The sequence below is a fragment of the Amycolatopsis lexingtonensis genome, assembly GCF_014873755.1.
GTDB lineage: Bacteria > Actinomycetota > Actinomycetes > Mycobacteriales > Pseudonocardiaceae > Amycolatopsis > Amycolatopsis lexingtonensis.
In genome coordinates this window covers 7,747,704-7,765,284 of sequence record NZ_JADBEG010000001.1, presented here as the reverse complement: position 1 = coordinate 7,765,284, position 17,581 = coordinate 7,747,704, and the positions used below count along the sequence as shown (strand labels likewise).

Annotated in this window: 17 protein-coding genes; 9 read left to right on the top strand and 8 right to left on the bottom strand. The window is 71.9% G+C overall.

Annotated features, from left to right (window positions below; genetic code table 11):
* Nucleotides 1-25: 25 nt before the first annotated feature.
* From H4696_RS35910 to H4696_RS35895, 4 genes are all read left to right on the top strand, one after another.
* Nucleotides 26-943 (top strand): dihydrodipicolinate synthase family protein, encoded by a 918-nt coding sequence (locus tag H4696_RS35910; RefSeq protein ID WP_086859103.1) that lies wholly within the window; start codon nt 26-28, stop codon nt 941-943.
* Between the two features lie 468 nt (nt 944-1,411).
* Nucleotides 1,412-2,455: a fatty acid desaturase family protein gene (locus H4696_RS35905; RefSeq protein ID WP_086859102.1), complete on the top strand. Its 1,044-nt coding sequence runs from the start codon at nt 1,412-1,414 to the stop codon at nt 2,453-2,455.
* Nucleotides 2,452-2,658: an RGCVC family protein gene (locus H4696_RS35900; protein ID WP_086859101.1), complete on the top strand. Its 207-nt coding sequence runs from the start codon at nt 2,452-2,454 to the stop codon at nt 2,656-2,658. Before H4696_RS35905 ends, H4696_RS35900 begins: the two co-directional genes overlap by 4 nt.
* Nucleotides 2,655-2,813: a DUF6307 family protein gene (locus tag H4696_RS35895; RefSeq protein ID WP_169734956.1), complete on the top strand. Its 159-nt coding sequence runs from the start codon at nt 2,655-2,657 to the stop codon at nt 2,811-2,813. The genes H4696_RS35900 and H4696_RS35895 overlap by 4 nt, the downstream gene beginning before the upstream one ends.
* Here the strand turns inward: H4696_RS35895 and H4696_RS35890 are convergent.
* Entirely contained in the window at nt 2,810-3,544 is a 735-nt protein-coding gene (locus H4696_RS35890; protein WP_338064907.1) for a sigma factor-like helix-turn-helix DNA-binding protein, read from the bottom strand. The two genes, H4696_RS35895 and H4696_RS35890, sit on opposite strands and share 4 nt — an antisense overlap.
* A gap of 315 nt (nt 3,545-3,859) precedes the next feature.
* Between H4696_RS35890 and lysA the strand changes: the two genes are divergently transcribed.
* Complete coding sequence (lysA, locus tag H4696_RS35885) at nt 3,860-5,203, top strand: diaminopimelate decarboxylase (RefSeq protein WP_086859100.1); 1,344 nt, start codon at nt 3,860-3,862, stop codon at nt 5,201-5,203.
* Here lysA and H4696_RS35880 read toward each other — a convergent pair.
* Nucleotides 5,181-5,801: a TetR/AcrR family transcriptional regulator C-terminal domain-containing protein gene (locus H4696_RS35880; protein ID WP_086859099.1), complete on the bottom strand. Its 621-nt coding sequence runs from the start codon at nt 5,799-5,801 to the stop codon at nt 5,181-5,183. The two genes, lysA and H4696_RS35880, sit on opposite strands and share 23 nt — an antisense overlap.
* Nucleotides 5,802-5,864: 63 nt before the next feature.
* Here H4696_RS35880 and H4696_RS35875 point away from each other — a divergent pair, with 63 nt between their 5' ends.
* Nucleotides 5,865-7,226, top strand: coding sequence for an FAD-dependent monooxygenase (locus tag H4696_RS35875; protein WP_086859098.1), 1,362 nt, complete (start codon nt 5,865-5,867; stop codon nt 7,224-7,226).
* Here the strand turns inward: H4696_RS35875 and H4696_RS35870 are convergent.
* Nucleotides 7,223-8,761 carry an APC family permease gene (locus H4696_RS35870; RefSeq protein ID WP_086859097.1) on the bottom strand — a complete coding sequence of 513 codons (1,539 nt, stop codon included), beginning with the start codon at nt 8,759-8,761 and terminating at the stop codon, nt 7,223-7,225. The genes H4696_RS35875 and H4696_RS35870 overlap by 4 nt on opposite strands.
* Nucleotides 8,762-9,025: 264 nt before the next feature.
* On the opposite strand from H4696_RS35870, the gene H4696_RS35865 reads away from it, so the two are divergent.
* A complete protein-coding gene (locus H4696_RS35865) occupies nt 9,026-9,502 on the top strand; it encodes an Lrp/AsnC family transcriptional regulator (protein WP_086859096.1) in 477 nt (158 codons plus the stop codon).
* 46 nt (nt 9,503-9,548) lie between these two features.
* On the opposite strand, the gene helR is transcribed toward H4696_RS35865, so the two are convergent.
* Entirely contained in the window at nt 9,549-11,753 is a 2,205-nt protein-coding gene (gene helR / locus H4696_RS35860) for an RNA polymerase recycling motor ATPase HelR (RefSeq protein WP_086859095.1), read from the bottom strand.
* Between the two features lie 99 nt (nt 11,754-11,852).
* On the bottom strand, nt 11,853-13,670 hold the full coding sequence (locus tag H4696_RS35855; RefSeq protein ID WP_086859094.1) for a LamG-like jellyroll fold domain-containing protein: 1,818 nt from the start codon (nt 13,668-13,670) through the stop codon (nt 11,853-11,855).
* A 79-nt stretch (nt 13,671-13,749) separates the two neighbouring features.
* On the opposite strand from H4696_RS35855, the gene H4696_RS35850 reads away from it, so the two are divergent.
* Nucleotides 13,750-14,142 carry a VOC family protein gene (locus tag H4696_RS35850; RefSeq protein WP_086859093.1) on the top strand — a complete coding sequence of 131 codons (393 nt, stop codon included), beginning with the start codon at nt 13,750-13,752 and terminating at the stop codon, nt 14,140-14,142.
* On the opposite strand, the gene H4696_RS35845 is transcribed toward H4696_RS35850, so the two are convergent.
* Nucleotides 14,118-14,606: a DUF6328 family protein gene (locus H4696_RS35845; protein ID WP_086859092.1), complete on the bottom strand. Its 489-nt coding sequence runs from the start codon at nt 14,604-14,606 to the stop codon at nt 14,118-14,120. The two genes, H4696_RS35850 and H4696_RS35845, sit on opposite strands and share 25 nt — an antisense overlap.
* Before the next feature lie 125 nt (nt 14,607-14,731).
* Here H4696_RS35845 and H4696_RS35840 point away from each other — a divergent pair, with 125 nt between their 5' ends.
* Nucleotides 14,732-15,295: a superoxide dismutase family protein gene (locus H4696_RS35840; protein WP_086859091.1), complete on the top strand. Its 564-nt coding sequence runs from the start codon at nt 14,732-14,734 to the stop codon at nt 15,293-15,295.
* Here the strand turns inward: H4696_RS35840 and H4696_RS35835 are convergent, their stop codons facing one another.
* Together H4696_RS35835 and H4696_RS35830 are read right to left on the bottom strand one after the other, a co-directional pair.
* Nucleotides 15,296-15,688, bottom strand: a complete 393-nt coding sequence (locus H4696_RS35835; RefSeq protein WP_086859090.1) for a TIGR03667 family PPOX class F420-dependent oxidoreductase — start codon at nt 15,686-15,688, stop codon at nt 15,296-15,298.
* A 67-nt stretch (nt 15,689-15,755) separates the two neighbouring features.
* The gene (locus H4696_RS35830) at nt 15,756-17,573 is read right to left on the bottom strand and encodes a DUF2339 domain-containing protein (protein WP_225955886.1); all 1,818 of its coding nucleotides are present in this window, start codon (nt 17,571-17,573) and stop codon (nt 15,756-15,758) included.
* Between the last annotated feature and the right edge of the window lie 8 nt (nt 17,574-17,581).

The following is a 17,581-nucleotide window of genomic DNA, read 5'->3' as shown; positions in this document are numbered from 1 at the left end:
CGCCGCATCGTATATCAGATAGGACATGTCAGTGGCGAGCACGTTCGAGGAGCAGAAGCGCCGACTCTCGGGCGTGGTGGCCATCCCGGTCACGCCCTTCGACGCCGAGGGCGCCGTCGACGCCGGGACGTACGCGAAGCTGGTGGACCGGCTGATCACCAGCGGCATCGAGGTCGTGACGCCGAACGGGAACACCGGCGAGTTCTACGCGCTCGACGCCGCCGAAGCGCGGCAGTGCCTGGAAATCACCGTCGAGGCCACCGCGGGCCGGGCCAGTGTGCTCGCCGGCATCGGGCACGACGTCGCTTCGGCGACGCGGGCCGCGACCCACGCGCGGGACGCCGGGGCCGACATGATCATGATCCACCAGCCGGTGCACCCGTACGTCTCCGGCGACGGCTGGGTCGACTACCACGCGGCGATCGCCGGCGCGGTGCCGGAACTCGGCGTCGTGCTCTACGTCCGCAACCCCGCGATCGCCGGCGAGCAGCTGCGCGCGCTGGGCGAGGCGGCGCCGAACGTCATCGGCGTGAAGTACGCGGTGCCGGACCCGGTCCGGTTCGGCTCGGTGGCGCGCGACGCCGGCTTCGAACGGTTCGTCTGGATCGCCGGGCTGGCGGAGCTGTCGGCACCCGGCTACTTCGCCGTCGGCGCCACCGGCTTCACCTCGGGGCTGGTCAACGTCGACCCGGCGACGTCGCTGGCGATGTTCCGCGCACTGTCCACAGGGGACTACCCGGCGGCGATGGCGGTCTGGGAGCGGATCCGGCCCTTCGAAGAGCTCCGCGCCGCGAACGGGAACGCCAACAACGTCAGCGTGGTCAAGGACGCGCTCGCCCAGCTGGGCCTGTGCCGCGCCGACGTCCGGCCGCCGAGCCGCTTGCTGACCGCGGTCGAACGCGATCAGCTCTTCAGCATGTTGTCGTCGTGGGGACTTTCGTGAAGGTGGCGGCTCATCGGCGCGCAGTGAACACCCGGAACTCGGCTCGCCGACGAGCCACCTGATGACAGGAAACCGGGGCGGAACGGAACACGCTGCAGCAACCCAACTGGGCGCCTCGAGTGTCGCTTTCGGCGGCTACGGGCGGCTGCTCGCCGGCTGATCAGCCGGCACGGCTGCGTACGAGCGGGTTTCCGGCCCGGGCTCGACTCCTGTCCCCGGCCGGATCGCTCCGGCGGGAAGGTCTCGGGTGTGTGGTGGGTCACCTTCATCCCGATGTGGCTGACTGTACACCTTTTCGGCGGCCTGCGGGGAATTGCCAATCCGGCACCGGGGTGAGAGTGTTGACGTAGGACGCGGTACCACCGCGGCCAGGCCCCAGTGCCCTTTTCCCGGACCGGACCCGGACCCCGTCGGGGCGGAAACCGTTGCTGGACAAGCTTTCATGTCCTAACCAGAGCGGTGACGCCGATGACCTCTACCCAACTTCCGGATGCCGCGGCCACGGCGGGCAGTGATTTCGCCGAGCTGTCGCGCCTGATCAAAGCCGCCGGGCTCCTCCGGCGGCGGCGGCGGCACTACGCCGTGCGCATCGGGCTCAACCTCCTCGCGTTCGGCGGCGGCTGGGTCGCCTTCGCCTTCCTCGGCGACTCGTGGTGGCAGCTCTTCCTCGCCGCGTTCTTCGCGATGATGTTCGCGCAGCTGTCGTTCATCGGACACGACGCCGGGCACAAGCAGATCTTCCGCGGCCGCCGGGCGAACGACGTCACCGGCATGGTCCACGGTGGACTGACCGGGCTGAGCTACGGCTGGTGGATGAGCACGCACACGCGCCACCACGCCAACCCGAACAACGAGGACGAGGACCCGGACGTCGACATCGCGGCGCTCGCGTTCAGCAAGGCGCAAAGCGCCCGCAAGCGCGGCTTCCTGCGCTGGATCGCGAAGTACCAGGCGTTCCTGTTCTTCCCGCTGCTCCTGCTCGAAGGCCTCAACCTGCACGTTTCGAGCGTGAAAGCCGTGTTGCGCAAGGACATCCGCCGGCGCAAGCTCGAGTCCGCCCTGCTGATCGCGCACCTGGCGGCCTACCTCACCGCGGTGTTCGTCGTGCTCTCACCGCTCACCGGCATCATCTTCATCCTCGTGCACCAGTTCCTGTGGGGGCTGTACATGGGCTGCTCGTTCGCGCCCAACCACAAGGGCATGGCGATGCTGTCGAGCGGGCACAAGCTCGACTTCCTGCGCAAGCAGGTCCTGACCTCGCGCAACGTCCGCGGCGGCCCGGTGGCGGACTTCGTGCTGGGCGGGCTGAACTACCAGATCGAGCACCACCTGTTCCCGAGCATGGCCCGGCCCTCCCTCAAGCACGCGCAGGTGATCGTCCGGGACTTCTGCGCCCGGCACGGGATTTCCTACGCCGAGTGCGGCTGGGCCCGCTCCTACGGGTACGTGCTGCAGCACCTGCACGAAGCGGGCGAGCCCTTGCGGCGGCGGCCGGCGGAGGTGGCGGCATGACGACCCCGGCACCGGACACGTCCGAAGAGACCCGTTCCGGCACCCGCTGCCCGAGCTGCCCGCACCCGCTCGGCACGCACGACGCGATCGCCCGCCGCTACTGCGCCGCCACCACGGCCGGCGCGGCCGTCGACCGCGGCTGCGTCTGCGGCACCCCGAAAGACCACGTCAAAGCACCAGAGAAGCCGAGGGCAGACCAATGACCAGTACCACCGCACCCGTCACCCGCTACCAGCTGCGCGTCGACCGCGTGAAGGACATCGTCGTCGAGCACACCGAGCTCAGCGACGCCAAGGCACTCGAGCTGGCCGTGCTCATGGTGCATGAGCTCGACACCGTCCCGGAGCGGATCCGCTAAGGCTCGAGCACGAGCGGCTGCCCGAACTTCCCGAAGACGCCCGCGGCGAACGTCGTCACCTCGGTCACCCGGCCGCCGCCGATCGACAACACGTTCAAGCCGAACGCGTGGAACCGGCCGTCGTGGCGCAGGTACGTCGCCACGGCCGGGCCACCGTTCGCGCGGACCGGGACCATCCGCAGCTCCATCGGCACCGCCCCGTGCAGCACCGGGGCCCAGCCTTCGAGAACCGTCGCCAGCCCGCGGTACCAAGTCGGTTCGGGGCCGCGATGACCACCGGCGCCCGGCTGGTGGCTGCAGCGGACGTCGTCGCTCAGCACGGCCGCGATGGCCGTGTCGTCCGCGGCCGTGATCGCCGCGATGTAGCGGGAGACGACCGCCCGCTCGGCACCGCTCGACTCGGCTCGCCACTCCGTGCGCCGCGCGGGCAGCTGCTCCTTCAGCTCGGCTCGTGCACGCTGAAGCGAGCTGCTCACCGAAGCGGGGGTTGTCTCCAACGCGATCGCCGTCTCCTTCGCCGACCAGCCGACGACGTCGCGGAGGATCAGCACCGCACGTTGCCGGGGCGGGAGGTACTGGACGGCGGCGAGGAACGCCAGCTCGACCGTCTCCCGGGCGATCGCCACGTCCAGCAGGTCGTCCGGCGCCGGCTGCAGCCACGGGACCGCCGCGGCCGGCCGGGGCGCCAAGTGCGAATCGGAAGCCACGGCCAGGTCCAGCGCCGGGACCACGCGCGGTCCTCGGCCTCGTCGAGCGACCCCAGGAGCCGGTAGCAGTGCACCCGCAGCTCCCGCCGGTGCCGCTCGGTCAGTTCGGCGAACTCGGTCTCGTCCATCGTGTCGGTAACCATGCCCGGTGTGACGACGGCCGGCACCGGAAATCAACTCTTCGCAGGTCACCCCCGCTGTGGCCTGAGTTACCCGCGCGTCAAGGACGAGTAAGCGGGCGCCGGGACACCGTCAGGACCGCATTCACGGGGGAGGCCCGGTGACGCGGACGGCGGTGTCCTGACGGGGTCCGATCCGCCGCGATGCCCGGAGGCACCCGTGACGCTCAGCGAGCTTCTTCCCAGCCTCGGCTGCGAAGCCGCCGATCACCTCGAGCCAGGAGTCTGGCCGCGAAGCACCCGACTCGGCGAAGACGGCGAGCTCCTCTTCGCCGGCGCGCGAGTCAGTCACCTCGCCGCCCGCTTCGGGACGCCGTCCTACCTCATCGACGAGCAGCAGGTCCGCGACACCGCCCGCGAGTACCGCGAGACGCTCCCTGACGTCGAGGTCGCCTACGCGAGCAAGGCTCTCTGCACCCGCTCCGTGCTGCGCTGGGTCGCCGAGGAGGGGTTGTCGCTCGACACCTGCTCGGCCGGGGAGATCGCCGTTGCCCGCTCGATCGGCTTTCCCGCCGAGCGCATGCTGCTGCACGGCAACGCGAAGACGCCCGAAGACCTGAAGGCCGCGCTCGGCTACGGCGTGCGGCGGATCGTGGTCGACTCGCTCGACGAGATCGAGCAGCTCGGCGCGCTCGCCCACGGCGGGCAGCAGGTGATGATCCGGGTGACGCCGGGCGTCGCGGCCGGGGCGCACGCCGCCATCAGCACCGGTGCCGAGGGGCAGAAGTTCGGGTTTTCACTGCTCGACGGCGTGCCCGACAACGTCGACGCCGCGGCCCGGGCCGTCCTGGCGCAACCCGGGTTGCGGCTGGCCGGCCTGCACTGCCACATCGGTTCGCAGGTCTCGCGGGTCGACCGGTACGAAGCCGCCGCGCGGCGGATGGCCGAGGTGCTCGTCCGGCTGCGGGACACCCACGGCGTCACGTTGCGGGAGCTCGACCTCGGCGGCGGGCACGCCGTGCCGTACGGGTGCGGTGAGCCCGCGTTCGACCTCGGCGGGTATTCGCGACGGCTGCGCGTGGCGCTCGCCTACGAGTGCGCGGCGCACGACTTCCCGTTGCCCCGCTTGACGATCGAGCCGGGCCGGGCGATCGTCGGGCCGGCCGGGATCACGGTGTACCGCGTGTGCGCGGTCAAGCGCGGCAGCCGCACGTTCGTCGCGGTCGACGGCGGCATGAGCGACAACGCGCGGCCGTCGCTCTACGGCGCCCGGTACACGACGCGCATGGTGGGCCGGCGCTCCACCGCGAAGCGCGTCACGATGACCGTCGTCGGCCGGCACTGCGAGGCCGGCGACATCCTGGCCGACGGCATCGCGCTGCCCGCCGACCTGCGCGCGGGCGACCTGCTGGCCGTGCCGTGCACCGGCGCGTACCACCACTCGCTGGCGTCGAACTACAACCAGGTCGGCCGCCCGCCGCTGGTCGGCGTGCGGAACGGCGTCGCGACGCTGCTGGTGCGCCGCGAAACCGAGGAGGACCTCAGCCGCCGCGACCTCGGCTAGTCGCGTCCAGCCCGGCGAGCAGCACACCGAGGGCGTACCGGAAGTCGGCCTCGACCGTCGACCCGGCGCGTTCGCGCAGGCCACGGGCCATCAGCGGGAACGGGAACGACGCCGACGCGATCGCCGCGGCCTCCTCGGCGGGCGGCAGCCGCGTCTGGTCCTCGACGGCCCGGCCGAGCACGAAGTGCACCAGCAGCCCGGCCGCGCGGGTCGCCTCGCCGAGCGGGAAGCCGGCGTCGTGCAGGACGCCGGTCGCGCGCTCGGCGAGTTCGCCGAGCGCGCGGGCCACCCGGAGGTCCGCGCCGAGGGCGACGCGGGCGCCGTCGCGGTGCGCGAGCAACGCCGTGTGCAGCGCGAAACCCGCCTCCTCGAGCCACGCCAGCCACGGACCGGAAGCGGGCAGCCCGGCGACGACGGGCGCGACGATCGCGTCCGTCAAGTGGTCGAGCAGCGCGCGCTTGTTGCGGAAGTGCCAGTACAACGCGGGCGCTTTGACGCCGAGCTCCGTGGCGAGCCGCCGTACGGTCAGCTTGTCGAGACCCTCGTCTTCCAGCAGTTTCAGCGCGACGCGCACCGCGTCGGCGACTTCCAGCGGCATGCTGCTCCTTGACGCCTTAACTTGTTAAGGACATCCTAGCCCTTAACAAGTTAAGGAGACAGCATGGATGCCGACGTGATCGTCGTGGGCGCCGGTCCGGTGGGCCTGTTCCTCGCCGCGGAGCTCAAGCTCGCGGGCGCCGAACCGCTGGTCCTCGAACGGCGGGAAACCCCTTCCGAAGAACCCAGAGCACGCGGCCTGGGCGCGCTGGCGACCGAAGCGCTGTGGCGCCGCGGTCTCGGCGAGCAGCTCGCCGCCGCCCACGTCGACGGCACGAAGGACCTCGCCCGCGATCACGGCAGCACCCGCGGCCACTTCGCGAACATCTTCAAGATCGTGCCCGACGACGACCGGCCGCGGACCAACATCTGGCAGCCGGAACTGGAGCGCGTCCTCGCGAAGCACGCCGAGGGCGTCCGGGTCCTGCGCGGCCACGAGGTCACCGCGCTCGAGTCCGATGTGGACGGCGTCACGGTCACCGCGGGGAAGACCTGGCGCGCCCGCTACGTCGTCGGGTGCGACGGCGGCCGCAGCACGATCCGCAAGCTCGCCGGGTTCGGCTTCCCGGGGACACCCGCGCTGCTGCGCACGATCGCCGGCCAAGCGCGGTTCGCCGGCGACGTCCCGCCGGCCGGGCGCTACCCCGGCGGCACGTTCCTGCGCGGCGGCAGCATGGTCGGGGTCACCGAACCCGCGTCAGCCCCGGAGCCGGTCACCGCGGCCGGGTTCGCCGCGAGCGTCCGGCGCGTCACCGGCGCGGACGTCGTCGTCGAGGAGTTCCGGGAAGAACGGCGGTTCACCGACCAGGCCCGCCAGGCCGATACCTACCGCCGTGGCCGCGTCCTGCTCGCCGGCGACGCCGCGCACGTCCACTCGCCCAGCGGCGGCCAGGGCCTCAACCTCGGCGTTCCCGACGCGGCCAACCTCGGCTGGAAGCTCGGCGCCGTCCTCCGCGGCGACAAGCCCGAAGCCTTCCTCGACACCTACACCCGCGAACGGCACCCGGCCGGCGAAGCGGTGCTGCGCAACACGAGGGCGCAGTCGGCGTTGCTCGCGCCCGGCCCGCACGTCGACGCGCTGCGGGAGATCGTCGCGGAGGTCATGGACCTGCCCGAGGCGAACCGGTACTTCGCCCAGCTCCTGGCCGGGACCGAGATCCGCTACGACTTCCCGTACCCCGCCGGGCGACCGGCCGGCGAACACTGCCCGGACGTCGAAATCGTCGATGACAGCGGCCGGAAGTCCCGGCTGCACGAGCACACGCGCACCGGCCGCGGCCTCCTGCTGACGACCGAGCACCCCGCCGACCCGCGCGTCGACGTCGTCCCGGCGACCAACACCGGACCGCTGCTGCTCCGGCCGGACGGCGTGATCGCCTGGGCCGGCGAAGGCCCCCTCGACGTCGCCCTCGACACCTGGTTCTAGCCCGGTTCGATGACGTCGCCGCCACGGCGCACCACGCCACGCGGCAGGCGGCGCCCGGCGAAGAAGTCGCGGCAGGCGCGGTGCACCGCGAACATCAGCGGTATCCCCAGCACGATCGACACCACCCCGATCACCGCGACGCCGCCGATGCCGAACACCGTCGTCTCGCCCGCGTCCGGCCGCGCGTACTCGATCAGCGCGAACCCCAGCACGGCCAGGAAGAACACCCCGCCGAGGAACGGCAGCAGGCCGCGCAGCAGGAAGTTGCGCGCGCTCGCGAAGAGCGTCCGGCGGAACACCCAGACGCAGGCGAGCGCCGTCATCGTGTACTCGATCGCGATGGTCAGGCCGACCGCGTCGACCGAGTCCGCCAGCACGTTGTCGCTGATCAGCGCGAGCAGCACGTACACCGCCAGCGACACGAGCCCGAACGTCCAGGTGGCCACCGACGGCGTCCGGAACTTCGGGTGCACGCGCCCGAAGACGCGGGGCAGCGCGCCGTGGCTGGCCATCGACAACGTCGTGCGCGCCGCCGGCATGATCGTCGCCTGGCTGGTGGCCGCGCCGCTGGTCAGCACCGAGACGATCAGCAGCACGCCCAGCACCTTGCCCGCGGTGCCGTCCCCGAACACCGCGCCACCGAGACCCGCGAGGACGTCGTCGGAATTCGCCTCGTTGCCCAGCCCGATGCCCTCGGTTCCGACGCCGGCGAAGGCCAGCGCGGCGACCGTGACAAGCAGGTAGTTCAGCACCAGCAGCACGGTCGAGAGCACCGCCGCGCGGCCCGGCGCGTGGCGCGGGTCGGCGGACTCTTCGTTGACCGACAGCGAGCTTTCCCAGCCCCAGTAGATGAACACGGCGAGCAGCACCGCCGAGACCGCGGTGCCGGCGCCGACCCCGCCCGGCCACAGCCAATCCAGGCTCGGGACCGACGCCTGCGGTCCGGCCGTCCCCTCGAAGACGCGGACCAGCGCGACGACCGAGAAGAGCACGAGGACGACGAGTTCGACGCCGAGCAGGATCCACTGCGCCCGCGCGGACACCTCGATGCCGCGGTAGCAGAGCCAGCACAGTGCGAGCAGCCACGCGGCCCCGATCGCCGTCGTGACCCACCGGTTGTCCGCGGCATCGGAGGCGCCGAACAGCAGCAGCGTGTACCGGCCGGTGAGCGCGGACTGGCTGCTCATCACCAGCAGCTGCGCGACCGTGACGACCCAGCCGGTGAACCACCCGGCGTGCGGGCCGAACGCGCGCGCCGCCCACGTGAAGTTCGTCCCGCAGTCGGGTTCCGCGGTGTTCAGTTCGCGGAACGCGATCGCGACGAACAGCACCGGAACGAACGACAGCAGGACGAACGCGGCGGCCTTGAAGCCGGTGCCCGCCAAGACGATCAGCCCGAGCGTGGCCGCGATCGAATACGCCGGAGCGGTCGACGACATCCCGATGACCATCGACGACACCATGCCCAGGGTCCCGCCGCGCAGTCCCTTCCCGGGGACGGCGGGAGCGGCGCCGAGCGCCACGGCCTCCGACATGCGTTGGTCCTCCTGGGGTAACGGGAGACGACAGAGCCGCCAGACGGTACCCGGCGGGGCCCGCCGAGCGCGTGCGGCTGTGCGCGGGCGCACAAAACCGCCTCGGAAAGCCTCGTGATTTTCCTCCCGAGCCACCGATTCCTCGGCTGACGGCGATGTGTACGCCGGATCACGCGAAGCTGGCGCTGGGGTCTCGCTTTCTGGTCAGGTCTCGATACGCTGCGCACTTGACAAATCACATGCCGAAACACAGGGAGGGACGGCATGGGTGACGATTCACGTGCGCGCGGACTGGACAACACGGACAGATCGTTGATCGCCCTGCTTCAGCAGGACGGCCGCGCGTCGTTCACCGCGCTCGCGAAGGCGGTGGGGCTTTCGGAGGGAGCCGTCCGCCAGCGCGTGCAGCGGCTGCTGCGCGACGACCTCATGCAGATCGTGGCGGTGACCGACCCGGTCAACGTCGACCTGACCAGACAGGCGATGGTCGGGATCAGCGTCGACGGCGCCGATCCGCGCGAGGTCGCGAACAAGCTGTCCGAACTGCCGAACGTGCACTACGTCGTGTTGTGCGCCGGGCGGTACGACCTGCTGGCCGAACTGGTCTGCCGGGACGACGACCACATGCTCGAAGTGCTCGGCGAGGAGATCCGGCAGATCCCGGGCGTCTCCGGGACCGAGCTGTTCGTGTACCTCAAGCTGGCCAAGCAGAACTACTCCTGGGGCCGGCTCACGGCGTAGCGACCGGGGATGACGGGCCGGGACCCCGCCCGCCACCCCCGTTCCGCTACACGAACCGCCGGTGCCCGGCCCGCGCCGGAACTCCGGCCGGGGCGAGCCCCGACAACACCGCCGGCAACGGTTCCCGGTGCAGCACCCCGAGGCGCTGCGTGGCACGGGTGAGCGCGACGTACAACTCGGCCGCGCCACGCGCGCCCTCGGCCAGGATCCGCTCGGGTTCGACGACGAGCACGGCGTCGAACTCCAGGCCCTTGGTGGCCGACGGCGGTACCGCGCCGGGCACGCCCGGCGGGCCGATCACGACGGCCGTGCCCGCACGGCCGTCCTCGTCGCGGGCGAAATCTTCGATGGCGTCACGCAATTCGCCGTCCGCAACTTGTCTGGACCAGGGCCGGACCCCGCACGCGCGCACCGATTCCGGCGGCCGCGCGTCCGGCGCGAACCGCGCCAGCAGGGCGCCGGCGACGGTCATGATCTCCGCGGGTGTCCGGTAGTTCACGGTCAGTTCCCGGTACTGCCACCGGTCGCCGACGTACGGCGCCAGCATCGGGCCCCACGCCGTCGCCCCGGCCGCGGACCGGCGCTGGGCGAGGTCGCCGACGATCGTGAACGACCGGCTCGGGCACTTCCGCATCAGCACCCGCCAGTCCATTTCGGACAGTTCCTGCGCCTCGTCGACGACGATGTGCCCGTACGTCCAGTCGCGGTCCGCGGCCGCGCGTTCGGCGAGGTCGCGCGGGTCGCGCTCGACGAACCGCTCGGCCAGGTCTTCGGCGTACAGCAGGTTTTCCGCCGACAGCAGGACGTCCTCGTCCAGCTCCTCGCGGTCCAGCTTGAGGACGTCCAGGACGCCCGCGGAGTACTCGGCCTCTTCGGCTGCCTGACGGCGTGCGGCCGCCCGGTCGGCGGCCTCGTCGCGGCCGAGCAGGTCGACGAGCTCGTCGAGCAGCGGCACGTCCGACACCGTCCAGGCGCCGCCGTCCGCGCGGAACAACGCGGGATCGGCGCCGGCGGCCGCCAGCCGGCGCGGCGACATGTACAGCGGCGCCAGCAGCGTCTCCGGCGTCAGCTCCGGCCACAGCCCGCTGAGCGTGGCGTCGAGCTGTTCGTGCTCCGCCAGCTCTTCGCGGACGTCGGCGCGGAGATCGGCCCACGCCCCGCGGTCCGCCCGGGTCAGCCAGCCTTCGCCGATCTTCGCCACGGCGCGCTCGGCGAGCATCGCGATCACGTGCTCGCCGAACACCGCGCGGGCTTCGTTGTGCGGCAAGCCCGACCGGCGGGCTTCGAGCCGGGCTTCGGCCGCCACGTCCCGGTCGAGGTCGACGGTGACGTCCGCCAGCTCGACCGGCACCGGTTCGTCCGGCACCCGCTGCCGGTCGGCGACGGCCGCGGCGAGGACGCCGACCATCTTCAAAGATCCCTTGAGCCGCGCCACCTCCGGCGCGTCTTCGGCGGTGACGCGCAGGCCGGGGACGAGGTCGCCGGTGGTCAGGAAGACGACGTCCGATTCGCCGAGCGAAGGCAGCACGCGGCCGATGTGGTCGAGGAACAGCGGGCTCGGCCCGACCACCAGCACGCCGGTGCGGGACATCCGCTCGCGCCGGGTGTAGAGCAGGTAGGCGACGCGGTGCAGCGCGACGGCGGTCTTCCCGGTGCCCGGGCCACCCTCGACCACCAGGACACCCGCGTGGCCGAGCCGGATGATCTCGTCCTGCTCGGCCTGGATCGTCGCGACGATGTCCCGCATGCCCTCGCCCCGGGGTGCGGTGACCGCGGCCAGGAGCGCCGCGTCCCCGCGTTCGCCGGCGCCGGGACGGCCGAACACCTCGTCGGCGAACCCGGTGACCCGGCGGCCGAGGGAATGGAACTGGCGACGGCGGCGCATGTTTTCCGGCGACGCCGCGGTGGCGACGTAGAACGGGCGCGCCGCCGGCGCCCGCCAATCCAGCAGAAGGGGCTCGTAGTCGTTTTCGCCGTCGAAGAGGCCGATCCGGCCGATGTAGCCGCGTTCGCCCGAAAGGGCGTCCAGCCGTCCGAAGCAAAGCCCGTTGTCGACGACGTTCAGCCGCGCCGCCTCCCGGGCCCGGATGCGCACGTCGGCGTCCCGTTCCACCAGCGCGATCCCGGTTTCCCCCAGCGACGCGTGGTAGCGGGCCCGCGCCTGTTCGCGTTCGCGGTCGAGCCGCGCGTACAGCCCGGCGATGTACGCGCGCTCGTCCCGCAATTCCTCGTCGTACCCCTGATTTGACAATTTCCCCTCACAGCGGTTAGACTGGCACCAGGTTCGGCGAGTTCTCTTGTATTTAGGAGAGCACGCCGATTTTTTATTGTCCACCCGCTGTCAAGGGGTTCAGCCCAGCATGAATTCGCGCGGGTTCAGCGGCCGGTCCACCACCCGCACGTCACCCAGCAGCCCGGCGAAACTCCGGTCGACCTTCCCGTCGTAGGAGGAGGCCCCGACCAGCCACGAGCCGCCCGGGTCGGCGAGCCCGACCGACGGCGTGGCGGGGTTCCGCACCACCGGGCAGCCGTCGACGTAGACGATCGTGCGCCGGCCGTCGTTGACCACGGCGACGTGCCACCACTTCTCGACCGCCAGCTCGTGCCCCCAGTTCGTCGAGATCCGGTCCTGGTTGAGCGGGAACACCGCCCACTGCAGCTCCCCACCGTCCGAAAGGGACAGTGTGGCGGCCGATTCCTTCGGGTCGTCGCCGGTCTTGCCCGCCGCCGCGCCGCTGCCCTGCCGGGCGAACAGGCCGCACCAGCCGTGGTGGCCGTCCTTGAAGTTCGACGGCAGCCGGAAGAACGCCTCGACGGTGTAGCCGCGCTCGAACTTCAGCTTGTTCAGCGGCGCCGCGTCGACGGTGCGCAGGTACGCGCCCCGGCTAGGGTCGCGGCCGCCGTCGAAGCGCAGGCTCGCCCGCGACGGCTGCCGCGGCGAGAACTCGCTGGAGAACTTCAGCGCGTCCGGACCGCTGCCGGGCGCGGTGACGCGGGTGAGGTCGTTGCCGCGCCCGGTCTGGTCCCGCACGACGACGTTGTCCGGCACGGGCTTGCCGTCCTGGCCGCCCTCGAAGCGCCAGTAGGCGACGGTTCCGGGCACCAGCAGCTGCTTCGCCGGACGTCCCGGCGGGACCGGCACCGGCGCGAACCCCTTGAAGCGCTCGGCGAAGTCGATCTCCAGGCTGAAGTAGTCGGCGGTACCGCTGCGTTCGACCTCGACCTGCTGCATCTCGCTGAGGTGGTCCTGCGCGGCGAGCCACGGCGAGAACGTCCGGACGTCGATCACGCCGCGCGCGAGGTCGAATTGGTAGAGCCGGACCATCGCGCTGCCGCCGTAGTAGCGGTCCTGGTAGTTGGCGATGTGGACGTGGACGTCGTGCCCGGCGGCGTTCTTGCGGACCGTGCGCCCGGTCGGCCAGTAGTGGCCGTTCAGCGTCAGGAAGATCTGGTCGTTGCCGTCGACGAGCTCCTTCCAGACCATTTCGCCGAAGGTGGAGATCTGCGCCTGTGCGTCGTCGTCGGCCCAGACCAGCTCGTGGATGGTGAGGATCGCGGGCAGCGTCGGGTGCTGCTCGAGGACCTGCTTGGCCCAGTTCAAGCCGCCCGCCGACGGACGCCAGTCCAGGGCGAGCAGCAGCCAGTCACGGCCACCGCCGCGGAAGATGTGGAACGTGTTGTAGCCGTCTTTCGAGGCACCGCGGAACGTCGGGGAGTTGCGCTGGCGCTGCGGGCCGAACGCGTCGAGGTACGGCGACGGGCCGCGCTGGTCGTCCTTCGAGCCGTCGATGTCGTGGTTGCCCGCGAGGGTGCTGTACGGGAACCGGCGGCGGTCGAGCGCCTGGAACGACTTGCTGATGCGGGCGAACTCGTCGGCCCGGCCGTTCTGGGTGAGATCTCCGAGGTGAGCGAGGAAGACAACGTTGTCATCCGACTCGTCGAGGACGTACCGCAGCGACGCGTCCAGCGGGGCCGCGTCGCCGCGGTCCTCGTCGAACAGGTACTGCGTGTCCGGCATGACCACGAGCGTGAAGCGCGGGTCTTCCCGGTCGGGGCGGTGCGGGCCCTGCGCGTGGGCGGCCGGCGCGCCGAGGACGCCCGGCAGGGTCGCGGCGGCGGCGACGGCCGGCGCGCCGAGGAGGAAGGTCCGGCGAGAAGTGTCAGTCACGGGCCGGAAGCTACGGGCGCCGGCCGACCGCACCGGCAACTGCCGCCGAACGCGGGATGAACAGCGGTACTGTTCGCGCATGAGCGGCCCGCGGGTGTTCCGGATGATCCAGCCCGTCGACGACATCGAAGTCGCCGTCGCGTTCTACACCGCCGTCCTCGGCCACCCCGGCGAGCGGATCGCCGTCAACCGGCACTACTTCCACTGCGGCGACGTCGTGCTCGCCTGCGTCGAGGCGCCGCTCGAGCACCGCGAGCCGCGCCCGCGGAAGGACCCGCGGATCGTCTACCTCGCGGTCGACGACGTCGACGAGACGTTCGAGCGCGTCCGCACCGCGCAGCCGCGCTGGATCGACGACGCCATCGAGACGCAGTTCTGGGGCGAACGCTCCTTCTACGCCGACGACCCGTTCGGCAACCCGCTGTGCTTCGTGCAGGAGGACACGCGCTACTTGGGCGGGCCCGTCGGCTGATCCCCGTTGTCCGGGTGCATCCGGATCGGCATGACGAACCAGAGGAGCCCGAAGATCAGCACGCACAGCGCGGCCATGACGACCATCGCGATCCCGCCGTAGACGACCTTGGCGATCAGCGCGACCGTCGACGTGATCGCCAGGGCCAGGCAGACCAGCCCGACCAGGACGAGCCGGTTGCCCGCGGTCAGGATCCGTTCCCGGCTCCCCGTGCGGAACAGCAGCCGGTGCCAGGCCGCGGGCGCGGTCAGCAGCGCCGTCGCGGCCACGGCGAGCGCGACCGCGGAGAGGTGCAGCGACTTCTCGAACCCGCTGGCGTCGTGGAAGCGGTCGGTGAACACCACCGACAGCAGGAACCCGAACAGGATCTGCACGCCGGCCTGCGCGACCCGCAGCTCCTGCAGCAGCTCGCCGACGTTGCGCGTCAGCTGCTCGTTGCGTGTCTCGCCGGTGTGTTCGGGCACCGGAAAACTCTAACCGCCACCGCGATCTCCCACCGGATGGGAAAAGCGTGAATTTCCCACCGCGTCCGCCCACTCGTTCGCGTGAAGATCATGGCGGCCGGCGGCCACGCTGCTAAAGAAGGACCATGCGTCTCCTCCCGGCTTTCGCCGCCGCCGCGGCCCTCACCGCCCTCCTCCCCGGCGCCGCTTCCGCGTCGACGTCACCCGTGCACGTCGCGACCGCGCACGGCACGTTCACCGCGTATGCCCCCAGCGCACACGCGGTGACGTACCGCCCCGGCCTCGTCCCCGCGGGTGCCCGCGCGCACGTGTTCAGCCTCTCGGCGGCGCACGCGGGCACGACGACCACGCTGGTCGTCACCGGCCTGCGGCCCGGGCGCGCTTACGGCGCCCACGCGCACGCACAGCCGTGCGGCGCCACGGGTGACGCCGCCGGGCCGCACTTCCAGCACGTACCGGACCCGGTGAAGCCGTCGACCGACCCCGCGTACGCCAACCCGCGCAACGAGATCTGGCTCGACTTCACCACCGACCGGCTCGGCACCGGCTTCGCCCGGTCCACTGTGGACTGGACGTTTGACGCGCGGCGGCCCCGTTCGGTGGTCGTGCACGAGACGCACACGCACACCGACCTTGGGCACGCGGGCACGGCGGGCGCCCGGCTCGCCTGCCTGGACGTGGACTTCTAGTCACCACCCCCACGTGCGCTCGGGCACCACGCGGATGCGGACGGAGTACGCGGCGTCGAAGGCCTCCTGCGTCTCGAAGCCGATCGACGCGTAGTCGGAGCCGTACTTGTCGAGGTACCCCGGCGCCTCGGAAGCCTTCGCCTCGTCGACGGTCGCTTTCCCGTTGACGACGAGGATCGAGCCGCCGTGCTCGTCGCCGTTGAGGTGGAAGCTCACCTGGGGATTCGCTTCGATGTGCCGGAGCTTCGCGGTGTCCGGCTTGCTGAACAGCACGATGTCGTCGCCGTCGAGCACGAACCACACCGGTCGTGGTGCGGGCCGCCCCTTCGGGGTGGTCGTGGTCAGCCACGCGATCTTCTCGCCCGCCCGGTCGGCGAGCTTCGGTTCCGCCATGTCGGTGCCCCCTGGCTCCTCGGTCCTGTGACCCAGGTAACCACGGGGCACCGACAATTCTTCCCGGCTAGCGCGAGGCGACCCGGCGGGCGTACCGCGTCCCGGCCGCCAGCAGCACCAGCCCGGCGCCGAGGAACGCGCCGACGCGCGCCAGCCCGTCCAGCGCCGACAGGTCGAACAGCACCAGCTTGAGCACCGCGGCGCCGACCAGGACCAGGCCGGTCACGCGCAAGCCCACGACGTCGATCCCGCGCAGCAGGAGGACGAGCGCGGCGACCGTCCAGGACACCGTGATCAGCGCGTGGCCGAGCAGGAAACCCGAGCGGCCGGGGACCGCGAGCAGCGACCCGCACAGCACCACCCCGGCGGCGCCGTACAGCGCCGCGACCCCGGCGAGGAGCCACACCGGCAGGTCGTCGGCCGGCCCGCGGAACACCGCCAGCCGGGCCGCCGCCCACGGCAGCGCGACCGACACGGCGAGGATGAGCGCGGCGACCGCGAGCGCGCCGGCCAGCTCGGCGGCCGACCGGGTCCGCGGGATGATCAGCAGCGCGGGCGTGACGTCGAAGAACACGCCGATCAGGCCGCCGATCGCGGCGAACCCGAGCGCGGCGCCGAGCGCGAACCGGTTGCGGCCGGCGACCGCGGCCACGACCAGCAGCAGCGCCTCGCCGAGCAGAACCCCGGCGCGGGCCGGGCCGTCGAACTGCGTGATGGTCGCCTGCAGGATCGCCAGCAGGCCGGCCAGCCCGGCCAGGTGCCCGGCGACGCCCGGCCAGAAGCGGCGCGCCGCCCAGACGGCGAGCAGGAGCACGCCGGCGCCCGCGGTGATCGGCACGGCCTGCGGCTTCGGCAGCAGCAGCGCCGCGATGAGCGTGGGGAGCACGGCCGTCGCCAGCACGGACAGCGCGGCGGGGTCGTTTTCGCGGCGGCGAAGCACGATCAGCGCGAGCGCGATCCCGACGACGCCGGCCCCGCCCGCCGCGGCGGTGTTGGCCCAGCCGCCGCCCTGGCCGAGCACCGCCGTGCTGATCACGGAGGCGAACAGCGGCGGGACCCCGGCGGCGAGCGTCAGCGAGGACCAGTCGCGGCGCAGCTGCACCGGCGTCGTCGCGAGCTGGACCATGAGCAGGAAGGTGACCAGTTCGGCGGTGAACCCGCGGGTGATCATCGGCGCGCAGACGACGCAGCCGACGACGACGGCGGAGGCCAGCAGCGGCGACTCCCAGCGCACGGCCACGAGCAGCCCGCCGACGGTGATCGCCAGCCCGGCGGCGAGCCCGGCGAGCACCGGCAGGAACTCGTAGAGCGAGGTCGCGGCGACGGCGTCCAGGTAGAGCGTCGCGATCCCGGTGGCGGCGAGCGCGAAGGCCCCGGTGCGGCCGGCGGGCTTGCGGTGCAGCCACACGCCGGTGCCGGTCAGCGCCAGCCCGAAGGCGGCGCCGACGAGCACCCGCGGCAGCGGCCCGAGCCAGCCCCGCTGGACGGCCAGCACCAGCAGCAGCACGACGCCGAGCAGCGTGACGGCCCCGCCGACCCAGGCGAGCACGCGGCTCCCGGCGCCTTCCTTGCCGAGCTTCTCGCCGAGCGTCTGACGGGGAACGGGCTGGGGAGGCGGCTGCGGGAAGTACTGCGGCCGCGGCGGCTGCCACTGGTACTGCGGCCAGGGCGGCGGCATCGGTTGCGGCTGCGGCTGCGGCATCGGTTGCGGCATCGGCTGGGGTTGGGGCTGCGGCTGGGATTGCGCTGCCTGCTGCGGAGCCGGTTCCGGCTTCGGCTGTTCGGTGCGGGCGGTCCGCAGTTCGGCACCCACCAACGCGAGACGACGCCCCAGGTCGTCGATCTCGCCGGCGAGGCGGAGGAGCACATCTGCTTCGGTGGTCATACCGGACA

Excerpts from the sequence above, each read along its gene's own strand:
- H4696_RS35910 (WP_086859103.1), top strand. The coding sequence starts at position 26 with ATGTCAGTGGCGAGCACGTTCGAGGAGCAGAAGCGCCGACTCTCGGGC.
- H4696_RS35905 (WP_086859102.1), top strand. The coding sequence starts at position 1,412 with ATGACCTCTACCCAACTTCCGGATGCCGCGGCCACGGCGGGCAGTGAT.
- H4696_RS35900 (WP_086859101.1), top strand. The coding sequence starts at position 2,452 with ATGACGACCCCGGCACCGGACACGTCCGAAGAGACCCGTTCCGGCACC.
- H4696_RS35895 (WP_169734956.1), top strand. The coding sequence starts at position 2,655 with ATGACCAGTACCACCGCACCCGTCACCCGCTACCAGCTGCGCGTCGAC.
- H4696_RS35880 (WP_086859099.1), bottom strand. The coding sequence starts at position 5,801 with ATGCCGCTGGAAGTCGCCGACGCGGTGCGCGTCGCGCTGAAACTGCTG.
- H4696_RS35875 (WP_086859098.1), top strand. The coding sequence starts at position 5,865 with ATGGATGCCGACGTGATCGTCGTGGGCGCCGGTCCGGTGGGCCTGTTC.
- H4696_RS35870 (WP_086859097.1), bottom strand. The coding sequence starts at position 8,761 with ATGTCGGAGGCCGTGGCGCTCGGCGCCGCTCCCGCCGTCCCCGGGAAG.
- H4696_RS35865 (WP_086859096.1), top strand. The coding sequence starts at position 9,026 with ATGGGTGACGATTCACGTGCGCGCGGACTGGACAACACGGACAGATCG.
- H4696_RS35850 (WP_086859093.1), top strand. The coding sequence starts at position 13,750 with ATGAGCGGCCCGCGGGTGTTCCGGATGATCCAGCCCGTCGACGACATC.
- H4696_RS35840 (WP_086859091.1), top strand. The coding sequence starts at position 14,732 with ATGCGTCTCCTCCCGGCTTTCGCCGCCGCCGCGGCCCTCACCGCCCTC.
- H4696_RS35835 (WP_086859090.1), bottom strand. The coding sequence starts at position 15,688 with ATGGCGGAACCGAAGCTCGCCGACCGGGCGGGCGAGAAGATCGCGTGG.
- H4696_RS35830 (WP_225955886.1), bottom strand. The coding sequence starts at position 17,573 with ATGACCACCGAAGCAGATGTGCTCCTCCGCCTCGCCGGCGAGATCGAC.